10 protein-coding genes and 1 pseudogene are annotated in these 9,663 nt (G+C 76.7%); 8 read left to right on the forward strand and 3 right to left on the reverse strand.

Annotation, left to right across the window (positions count from 1 at the left end):
- Positions 1-4: 4 nt before the first annotated feature.
- From EBM89_RS09860 to EBM89_RS09890, 8 genes and pseudogenes are all read left to right on the forward strand, one after another.
- Entirely contained in the window at positions 5-910 is a 906-nt protein-coding gene (locus tag EBM89_RS09860; RefSeq protein ID WP_122149268.1) for a DMT family transporter, read from the forward strand.
- An 83-nt stretch (positions 911-993) separates the two neighbouring features.
- Entirely contained in the window at positions 994-2,103 is a 1,110-nt protein-coding gene (locus EBM89_RS21195) for an acyl-CoA dehydrogenase family protein (RefSeq protein ID WP_158609614.1), read from the forward strand.
- On the forward strand, positions 2,097-3,455 hold the full coding sequence (locus EBM89_RS21200) for a bifunctional PIG-L family deacetylase/class I SAM-dependent methyltransferase (RefSeq protein ID WP_158609616.1): 1,359 nt from the start codon (positions 2,097-2,099) through the stop codon (positions 3,453-3,455). Before EBM89_RS21195 ends, EBM89_RS21200 begins: the two co-directional genes overlap by 7 nt.
- Complete coding sequence (locus tag EBM89_RS09870) at positions 3,452-4,147, forward strand: glycosyltransferase family 2 protein (RefSeq protein ID WP_122149270.1); 696 nt, start codon at positions 3,452-3,454, stop codon at positions 4,145-4,147. Before EBM89_RS21200 ends, EBM89_RS09870 begins: the two co-directional genes overlap by 4 nt.
- Positions 4,148-4,360: 213 nt before the next feature.
- Positions 4,361-5,311 (forward strand): annotated as a pseudogene (locus EBM89_RS09875) (manganese catalase family protein); the annotation flags it as partial.
- A 121-nt stretch (positions 5,312-5,432) separates the two neighbouring features.
- Positions 5,433-6,065 carry a TetR/AcrR family transcriptional regulator gene (locus EBM89_RS09880; protein WP_122149271.1) on the forward strand — a complete coding sequence of 211 codons (633 nt, stop codon included), beginning with the start codon at positions 5,433-5,435 and terminating at the stop codon, positions 6,063-6,065.
- Between the two features lie 97 nt (positions 6,066-6,162).
- On the forward strand, positions 6,163-7,122 hold the full coding sequence (locus EBM89_RS09885) for a DUF5692 family protein (RefSeq protein WP_122149272.1): 960 nt from the start codon (positions 6,163-6,165) through the stop codon (positions 7,120-7,122).
- A 49-nt stretch (positions 7,123-7,171) separates the two neighbouring features.
- Positions 7,172-8,188 carry a serine hydrolase domain-containing protein gene (locus EBM89_RS09890; protein WP_122149273.1) on the forward strand — a complete coding sequence of 339 codons (1,017 nt, stop codon included), beginning with the start codon at positions 7,172-7,174 and terminating at the stop codon, positions 8,186-8,188.
- A 6-nt stretch (positions 8,189-8,194) separates the two neighbouring features.
- Here the strand turns inward: EBM89_RS09890 and EBM89_RS09895 are convergent, their stop codons facing one another.
- The 3 genes from EBM89_RS09895 to EBM89_RS09905 form a co-directional block, all read right to left on the reverse strand.
- Complete coding sequence (locus EBM89_RS09895) at positions 8,195-8,827, reverse strand: hypothetical protein (RefSeq protein ID WP_199732052.1); 633 nt, start codon at positions 8,825-8,827, stop codon at positions 8,195-8,197.
- Positions 8,815-9,156 (reverse strand): VOC family protein, encoded by a 342-nt coding sequence (locus tag EBM89_RS09900; protein ID WP_122149274.1) that lies wholly within the window; start codon positions 9,154-9,156, stop codon positions 8,815-8,817. Before EBM89_RS09900 ends, EBM89_RS09895 begins: the two co-directional genes overlap by 13 nt.
- 70 nt (positions 9,157-9,226) lie before the next feature.
- On the reverse strand, positions 9,227-9,663 hold a 437-nt coding region (locus EBM89_RS09905), incomplete at its 5' end, for an anti-sigma factor (RefSeq protein ID WP_199732053.1).

Genomic DNA, 9,663 nt, shown 5'->3' on the forward strand with positions numbered 1-9,663 from the left:
TTCCGTGGAAGACAACCGCCGGTGGATCCCCGTCGCCGCGCTCGCGCCGGTGCTCTGGGGCACGACCTACTACGTCACCCGGCACACGCTGCCCGCCGACAGCCCGCTGTGGGGCGGGGTGCTCCGCGCCCTGCCCGCCGGGCTGGTGCTGCTCGCGCTCGCCCGGCGGCTGCCGCGCGGCGCCTGGTGGTGGCGGTCCGCCGTGCTGGGGACGCTCACCACCGGCGCGTTCTTCGCCCTGGTCTACGTCGCCGCGCAGACCCTGCCGACCAGCATCGCCTCGACGGTCATGGCGGTCGGCCCGGTCGCGATGATGCTCGCCGCGTGGGTGCTGCTCGGCCAGCGCCCCCGGCTGCGCGCCGTGGTCGGGGGCGTGCTCGGGGTCGTCGGCGTCGCCGTCATGCTGCTGGGCGGCGGCGACGGCGCGGGCCTGGACCCCGCGGGCATCGCCGCGTCGGTCGCCGCGATGCTGCTGTCCTCCGTCGGCTACGTGCTCGCGACCCGCTGGCAGGGCGAGGTCGAGGTGCTCCCGCTCACCGCCTGGCAGCTCGTCGGCGGGGCGCTCGTGCTCCTGCCCGTCGCCGCCGTGGTCGAGGGGGCACCGCCCGCGCTCGACGGCCGGGCGCTGCTCGGCTTCGCGTACGTCTCGCTGGTCGCCACCGCCGTGGCGAACGTCGCCTGGTTCGCGGCGCTGCGGCACCTCGGCCCGACGCCGGTCGGCCTGGTCGGCCTGCTCAACCCGGTGACCGGCGTGCTGCTGGGGACGGTCGTGGCCGCCGAGACGCTCTCCGGGCGCCAGGTCGTCGGCATCGCCGTCGTCCTCGCGGCGATGGTCCTCGGCGCCACGGGCCGGCGGCGTCCCGCTGTCCCCGCGCCACCCGCCAGGACCGGGCCCCTGACGACCCCGTGAGCGGTGGCGCACCCCGCACCGCCCGGCGATGATCGGCACCGGGGTCGGGCAGCGGGCCCTGCGCGCGATCCCGGAGGCCCTCGATGCCCGGCAGTGCCCGGCCCGTCCCGCAGACCCCCGCAGCAGTCCGGCTCCGCCCCGCGGCCGCCGGGACCGACGGAGCCGCCGGGCCCGCCGACCCGTTCGCCGCCCTCGCCGCACCGGTCTCCGTCGACGGGGCCCTGCGCACGGCCGTCGAGGCCGCGGGCGACCTGCGCCCCGGCACGGGCGCCACGACCACCCTGTGGGAGGCGCTCGCGTCGCTCGCCGCCCGTGACCTCGCGGCGGCCCGGGCGGTGGAGCCGCACCTGGACGCCCTCGCGATCCTCGACCAGGCCGGGGACGTGCCGCTTCCGGCCGGGCTCGGCGCGGGCTCGTCCTGGGGCGTGTTCGCCGCCGAGGGCCCCGGAGCCACGCTGACCGCGCGCCCGGACGGCGACGGCTGGACGCTCGACGGCGAGAAGCCCTGGTGCTCGCTGGCGGACCGCCTCGACGCCGCCCTGGTGACCGCCCCGACCGCCGACGGCGAGCGCGGGCTGTTCGCCGTCCGGCTCGGCGACCACGCCCGGCCCGTCGACCGACCGTGGTCCGCGCGCGGCCTCGCCGAGATCCCCAGCACCCCGGTCCAGTTCGACGCCGCAACGGCGACGCGCGTCGCCGACGGCTCCTGGTACCTCGACCGTCCCGGCTTCTGGTGGGGCGGGATCGGCGTCGCCGCCTGCTGGTACGGCGGTGCCGTCGGCCTGGCCCGTCGGGTGCACGCCCAGGCGGCGGCCCGACCGGACGACCGCCTGCTCGCCATGCACCTGGGTGCCCTCGACGAGCGGCTGCACGCCGCGCGGACCTGCCTGGCCGACGCCGCCGCCCAGGTCGACGCGTCGGGCGCGGCCACCGGCGGCGGACGCGACCCCGAGCCCGCCGACGCCCGCGCGGTCGGGCGCCTGCTGTCCCGGCGGGTGCGCGCCGTCGTGGCCCGGACCTGCGAGGACACCCTGCGGATCGCGGCGCACGCACTCGGCCCCGGTCCGCTCACCCAGGAGCCGGAGCACGCCAAGCGCGTCGCCGACCTGGAGGTCTACGTCCGCCAGCAGCACGCGGAGCGCGACGACGCCTCGCTCGGCGCCCTCCTGGCGGGGCAGGACGCCCCGTGGTGACCTTCGACGGCCGGGCCGCGGGGACGCCCGCCGAGCGGTGGCAGGCCGACGGCCGGCTGGCCGCCCTGCCCGGCCTGGCGCTGCCCACCGGACGCACGGTCGTCGTCGCGGCCCACGCCGACGACGAGACCCTCGGCGCCGGCGGGCTGCTGCACCGCCTCGCCGCCGCCGGACGCCCCGCGGACGTCGTGGTGGTCACCGACGGCGCCGCGTCCCACCCCGGCTCGGCCACGCTGCCGCCCGACGTCCTGGCCGAGCGCCGGGCCCGCGAGGTGGCCGAGGCGGTGGCGCTGCTGTCCCCGCGGTCGCCGGTGCACCTGCTCGGGTTCCCGGACGGCGGCGTGCGCGAGGCGCGCGCCGCCGTGACCGCCGCGCTCGCCGAGGCCGTCCCCGCGGACGTCGCCTGCGTCGTGGCGCCGTGGCGGGGGGACGGCCACCGCGACCACCGCCTCGTCGGCGAGATCTGCGCCGAGATCGCGGCCGCGCGCGGCGCCCGGCTGCTCGAGTACCCGGTCTGGTTGTGGCACTGGGCCGACCCCGACCACCCCGACGTGCCGTGGGACCGCCTGCGCGGACTGCCGCTCGACGCCGCGGACGCGCTCGCCCGCAACCGGGCGCTGCAGCGGCACGAGACCCAGGTCCGCGCCGCCTCCCCCGCACCGGAGGACACCGCACCGCTGCACCCCGAGGCCCTGCGCCGCGTCGACCGCGACGTCGAGCCGTACGTGGTCGAGGACGCCGCCCCGGCGCAGGGGACGGCGACGGCGTACTTCGAGGCCGCGTACGCGCGCCGCGCCGACCCCTGGCGCCTGGCGTCCCGGTGGTACGAGGAGCGCAAGCGCGCGCTGACGCTGGCCGCGCTCCCGGCGGCCCGGTACCGGTCGGCGCTCGAGATCGGCTGCTCCGTCGGGGTGCTCACCGCGCAGCTCGCGCCGCGCTGCGACCGGCTGCTCAGCACCGACCTGGTCGAGGCCGCCGTCGCGGCGGCCGCCGAGCGCGTCGCGGACCAGCCGTGGGTCACGGTCCGGCAGCACGACGCCCGCGACGGGGTGCCGACGGGCCCGTTCGACCTCGTCGTGCTGTCCGAGGTCGGCTACTACCTGTCCCGCCCGGAGCTGGTCGCGCTCGCGGACCGCGTGCGTGCGTCGCTGACCCCGGACGGCACCGTCCTGGCCTGCCACTGGCGGCACCCGGTGGCCGAGCACGCGCAGACCGGGGACGACGTGCACCGGGTCCTCGCCGAGCGGCTGGGTCTGACCGCGCTGGGCACCTACCGCGACGCCGACGTCGTGATCGACGTCTGGTCCGTGGACCCGGCCTCGGTCGCGCGCCGCGAGGGGCTGGTGCCGTGACCGCGCGGCTGCGGCGCACCGTCGTCGTCGTGCCGGTGCACGACGAGGAGGACCTGCTCGGGCCCTGCCTGGCGGCGCTGCGCGAGGCCGCCGACGAGGCAGGGCTCCCGGTCGACGTCGTCGTCGTGCTCGACGACTGCCGCGACGGCTCGGCCGACGTCGCCCGCGCCGCCGGAGTCCGCGTCGTCGAGGTCGACCACGGCGCGGTCGGTGCGGCGCGCGCCGCCGGGATCCGGGACGCCCTGGGACGGCCCGACGTCGCGGCGCTGCCGCCGGGTGCGGTGTGGATCGCCTGCACGGACGCCGACACCGTGGTGCCCCCGCACTGGCTGCGCGCGCAGCACGCCCTCGCCGACGGGGGCGCGGACGTCGTCGTCGGCACCGTGCGACCCGACCCCCGCGACCTCACCCCCGGGCAGCTCGCCGCCTGGGCCCGCACCCGCGTGCCCGGCCGCCCGAACGGGCACGTGCACGGGGCCAACCTCGGGGTCCGGGCCGACGCGTACCTGCGGGCGGGCGGGTTCGCGCCGCTCGCGGAGCACGAGGACGTCGACCTCGTGGACCGGCTGCGCGCCGACCCGGACGTCGTGGTCGTCGCGTCCGACGCCACCGACGTCGTGACCTCGGGCCGTGCGGTCGGCCGCACCCCCGGCGGGTACGCGGGGTACCTGCGCGAGGCGTTCCCCGCCTGACCGGTCCCGGCCGCCGGGATCGCGCGTCCCCCGCACCCGGGCTACGGTCGAGGCGCCGGGGTGGTCACCGCCCCGCACTCCAACGGCGCCAGGACACGACGTCGGTCGGGACGAGACCGACCGGGCGCTGCTCCGCCGGTCCGCCCCCTTCCCGCCGACGCACCGCCGCGCCGGCGTGGTCCGCGTCCACCCGCGAGGGAGCGAGACCCACCCATGTACCTGCACGTACAGCGCCTCATCCACGAGATCGTCCCGGACGAGCCCGACCCGGCCGCCGCCAACGCCTTGCAGGAGGGGCTGGGCGGCCAGTTCGGGGAGATGCGCACGATGATGCAGTACCTCTTCCAGTCGATGAACTTCCGCGGCCCGGCCGGCAAGCCGTACCGGGACCTGCTCCAGGGCATCGGGACCGAGGAGATCAGCCACGTCGAGCTGATCGGCACCACCATCGCGCGGCTGCTCGACGGATCGCCGCGCTACCAGGGCAAGCAGACCGACCCCCTGGACCAGCCGGGCGCCGGTGGTGCGACGCCGCTGCGGCCCGCGCTCGACGCGGGCAACATCCACCACTACCTGGTGGCCGCGCAGGGTGCGCTGCCGGTGGACGCCGCGGGCAACCCGTGGTCGGGGTCCTACGTCTACAACTCCGGCAACCTGGTCCTCGACCTGCTGTACAACCTCATGCTCGAGTCCACCGGCCGGCTGCAGAAGTGCCGCATCTACGAGATGACGGACAACACGACCGCACGGTCCACGATCTCCTACCTGATCGTGCGCGACCAGGCCCACGAGAACGCCTACGCCCGGGCTCTGGAGACCCTCGGCGTGGACTGGGCGAAGGTGCTCCCGATCCCGAAGACCAACGCCGAGCGGTTCCCCGAGGTCAAGAAGCTCGTCGACCTCGGCCTGCAGAGCAAGCAGTACACCTTCGACCTCACCGCCTCGTCCGAGGCCGGACGGATCGTCCAGGGCATGTCGCCGTCGAAGGACGGCACCGAGCTCGACGCCAGCGAGCAGGTGCCGGAAGGGGCTCCCCTCACCATCGCCGAGGAGAGGTACGAGGAGTTCTCCCCCGGTCTCGACCCGGAGCTGCTGGCGCTGATCCAGGCGACGGCGGACATCGAGATGGCCGACGTGACCTCGACGTACGGGCCGGTCACGCCCGCGAACCGACCCCGGACGGCGCAGCGCCGCCCCGGTACCCGTCCGCGGGTGCCGGGGCGGTCTGCCGCTCCGGGGACGATGGTCCCGTTGACGATGTGTCAACCGGTTCTACGGTCGCCGGGTGAGCCAGTCCGAGCCCCGCACGACCCGCACGACCCGCACCGCGCTCGAGCCCGAGCAGCGGCGCGAGCACCTGGTCGACGCCGCCGAGCGCGCCTACGCCGAGCGCGGCATCTCCCGCACCACCGTCAGCGACGTCGCCCGCGCCGCCGGGGTCACCCGCGGGCTCGTCTACCACTACTTCCCGACGACGCAGGACCTCCTCGACGCCGTCCTCGACCGGCGCGTCGCCGCCTTCGCCGCCTCCGTCCGGGAGTGGGACGACCACCGGACCGTCGGCGACGTCGAGGGCGCGCTCCGCGACGTCGTCGCGCTGTTCCGCGCGCAGACCCGGTCCGAGGACCCGCTGCGCGCCGACCTGCACCGCGTCGAGAACGCCGCGCTCTACCAGCGGTTCGTGGACCGCGCGGTCGTCGCCGTCGTCGACACCCTCCAGGTCACCACCGTCGAGGCGTACTCCGCCCGGCACGGCCTCGCGATCGGGCACGTCCGGGCGACCTTCGTCGTCCTCGTGCACGGCCTCGTCGGCCTCGTGCGCACCGAGCCGGACACCCCCGACGACGTCCTCGCCGCGCTCGTCCGGCAGACCCTCCGGCTCGACATGGTCGGCCGCATCAGCGACCACCCCCGGTGACGGCCCCACCCGGCCGGACCACCCCGCGGCGCCCTCGCCGCACCCCCGACCACGCCGTCGCCGGACGCGACGGCGCCGCCCGCAAGGAGGCAGCACCGTGTTCCTGTTCGAGTCGATCCCGTGGTACTCCGCGGTCATGTGGTGCGTGGTGCTCGCCGCGCTCATCGGCCTCAACGAGGTCACCCGCCGCTGGCGCGCCGCCGGGATCGCGTTCTTCGTCGCCCTGCCCGTCGTCCTGACGATCTTCGTCTGGCCGCACACCGCCGGCGCCGGGTCCAGCACCGGCACCTGGTTCCACTGGGTCAAGGTGTACTCCGCGCTCGCGGGGTGCCTCGGGTTCATGGCGCTGCGCTACCACCCGAAGCTCGCCGCGAAGCGCTGGGCGCTCGTGTTCCCCGCCGCGATCCTCGCGATCAACATCGCCGAGGCCGTGCTCCGGGACTTCCAGGTCGCCGGGATGAGCGAGGGCGTCGTGGACGGCGTCTACATGGTCCCCGGGCCGTGGAACGTCATGAACGGCGTCGCGGGCATCCTCAACCTCGTCACCATCTGCGGCTGGACGGGGATCTTCATCAGCCGGTCGCGGTCCCGCGACATGATCTGGCCGGACATGCTCTGGTTCTGGATCATCCCGTACGACCTGTGGAACTTCGCGTACGTCTACAACTGCGTCGGCGACCACGCCTTCTACGCCGGGGCCGCGCTGCTGATCTCCTGCACCATCCCCGCGTTCGCGTTCAAGCGCGGCGCCTGGCTGCAGCACCGCGCCCACACCCTCGCCCTGTGGATGATGTTCACGATGGCGTTCCCGACGTTCGTGTCGTCCTCGCGGTTCGCCGTCGACGCCTCGCACGACCCGACCGCGCTGTTCGTGGTCAGCGCGATCTCGCTGGCCGCCAACCTCGCCCTCGCCGGCTACCAGGTGCACCGGGTCGTGAGGACGCGCCGCAACCCGCTGACCGGGACGGAGCTGTACCCCGAGCTCGGCGTCTACCAGAAGGTCGTCGCCGAGGAGCGCGCCACCACCACCCGCGACCAGGTCACCGCGGCGGCCTGAGACCGAGGTCCCGGGCGCGGACCCGGTGGCGGTCGGCAGACTCGGGCCCATGACGCCCGACGACACCACCACCGGGCCCGCGCTCGCCGTCGTCGCGACCGGGCCCGGCGGGCGGCACCGCACCACCGTCACCGGTGCCGCGGACGTCGTCACCGGCGCCCCCGCGACCACCGGCACCGCGTTCCACCTCTGCTCGTCCGCGAAGCTCGTGACCGCCGTCGTCGTCCTGCGGCTCGCCCGCACCGGCGACCTCGCGCTGGACGACGACGTCCGCACCTACGTCCCCGTCCCCGTGGCACCGACCGCCGGGCGCGGCCCGACGCTGCGCGAGCTGCTCGCCCACCACGGCGGCATCACCGACCCGGACGGCGCCTTCGAGCCCGCCGCCGTGGCGCCCCCGGTGACGGTCGACGTCGCGGTCGACCGCCCGCCCGGGACCGCGTTCGGCTACTCCGACGCCGGCTACTGCCTGGTCGAGCGCGCGGTCGAGGCCGTGACCGGGACGCCCTTCGCGACCACCGCGCACCGCCTCGTCGCCGAGCCGCTCGGGCTGCGCAGCACGGCGTTCTGGGACGGGCAGCCCGCCACCGCCACCGAGGACCCGGGGCTACGTGCGGCCCTCACCGCCGTCGCCGCCACGGCCGCCAGCGGGCACGACCCCGCGGGCGCCCGCGTGCCCGGCGCTCGCGTGCACTACCCGGGGCTCGCCGCGTCCGGGCTGTGGGGCACGCCCGACGAGTACGGGACGCTGCTCGCCGACCTCACCCGCTCCTGGTCCGGCCACGACGACGCCGTCCTCCTCGACCCGGCCGACGCCGCCGCGATGCTGCGCTGCGACGGCGAGCCCGGGATCGGGCTCGGGGCGTTCGTGCTCGCGGGCGCGCACGGACCCGTGGTCATGACCCAGGGATGGGGCGTCGGGTTCCAGGGGCAGGCCCGCGCCTACCCCGCGGACGGCGGGGCGCTCGCCGTGCTGACCAACCAGGACCCGGGGGTCGAGCAGGCGGGATCGGTCGTCGGGACGACGCTGCGACGGCTCGCCGCCGAGCGCGGGTGGGCGGCGTAGGTCGGGTCAGGCGCCGAGAGCCTCGGCCCGCTCCTTGATGCCCAGGAGCATCCGGCGGAACATCGGGAAGTCCGCCACCTCCAGCAACGGGGCGAACGCCATGCCCCCGACGCTCTCGTAGCCCAGCCGCAGGCGCGAGACCAGGCGCGTGCCCCGGCCGCCGGGCCCCGGGAGCAGAACCCACGACCACGTCCCCATCTGCGGGTGCCGCCACACCAGCACGCGCCCCTGGTCCACGTGCTCGACCCGCCACGGGCTGCTGGTGACCGGCGCGAACGGGTTCATCGGCGCCGCCGCGTCGCCCACCGCGACCGACTGCCACCGGGGCAGGACCTCGCGCGCGCTCGACCGACCCAGGTTGTCCAGCAGGTCGTAGGAGTACCAGCCCGCCTTGCCCGTGCCGATCTGCGCGAGCCAGGGCCACACGTCCGTCGGGGGCGCGTCGACCGTGACCGCCCGCGTCGCCCGCATCCCCACCCGCGCCACCGGCACCTCGTCCCCCGGCAGCACCGCGCGCACCTCCCCCGGCGTCGCGCCCCACCGCAGGTGCCACGACCGCGCCCGCGCCACCCCGACACCCGCCGCGGCGGCCGCCAGCACCGGGACGCCCGCCCGGGCGGCGCGCGTCAGCCCACGCACAGCGCACGCCCGTCCGGGTCCCGCAGCACCGTCCACGAGCCGTGCGAGTCGGACCGCTCCGCCTCGACCACCGCGCCCAGCGCGACCAGGCGCGCCACCGTCGCCGCGGGATCGTCCGCGTCCAGGTCGAGGTGCACGTCCGTCTCCGCGTGCCTGGCCGGGTCCCGGTGCGGAGCGGGCTGGACGATCAGCAGCGCCGCAGCACCGCGCACGTGCAGGAAGCCGTTGCCGCCGTCCGCGACCTGTGCGCCGAGGGCCGCCGCCCAGAACGCCGCGGTGCGGGGCGGGTCGGTGCTGTTCAGCGTGACCGCCGAGAGCCTCACCGTCATGGCGCGACGGTAGCGGCGGCGTCCCCGCGAGCGGGGGACGGACGTCCCTGGTCCTCGTCGGCGCCCGCGCTCACCGCTGCTGCGGGTCGAGCGCCCCCCGCACGATGCTGTCCCCCGAGTGCCCGGGGTCGCCGTCGAACGGCTCGGCGGACACGTCGACCACCGGGAACTCCGCCAGGTCGAGCCCTGCCGGGACCGCGAACCGGCCCTCGTCGCCCGCCAGCGCCCCCAGGCTGACCAGTCGGGTCGCGTCCCGGTCGAGGAGCCACACCGCCCGGAACCCGTCCTCCGGCGTCGAGGACACCCGCACCACGAGCGTCACCCGGCCGTCGGCGTCCTCCTCCAGCCGGGCGTCGCCCGACGCGGTCCACCCGGGCAGGGCGTCGAGGCTCGCCGCGGCGAGCACCGTCTCGGGCGCCGGGCGCAGCAGCGCCGCGACGACCGCCCCGCCCCCGGCGAGCCCGACGACGAGCCCGACGGCCGCGGCGAGCCACCAGCGGGGCGCAC

It is taken from the genome of Cellulomonas triticagri, from assembly GCF_003696205.1.
GTDB lineage: Bacteria > Actinomycetota > Actinomycetes > Actinomycetales > Cellulomonadaceae > Cellulomonas > Cellulomonas triticagri.

Coding starts and splice junctions, on each gene's coding strand:
- EBM89_RS21195 (WP_158609614.1), top strand. CDS start 994: ATGCCCGGCAGTGCCCGGCCCGTCCCGCAGACCCCCGCAGCAGTCCGG.
- EBM89_RS09890 (WP_122149273.1), top strand. CDS start 7,172: ATGACGCCCGACGACACCACCACCGGGCCCGCGCTCGCCGTCGTCGCG.
- EBM89_RS09900 (WP_122149274.1), bottom strand. CDS start 9,156: ATGACGGTGAGGCTCTCGGCGGTCACGCTGAACAGCACCGACCCGCCC.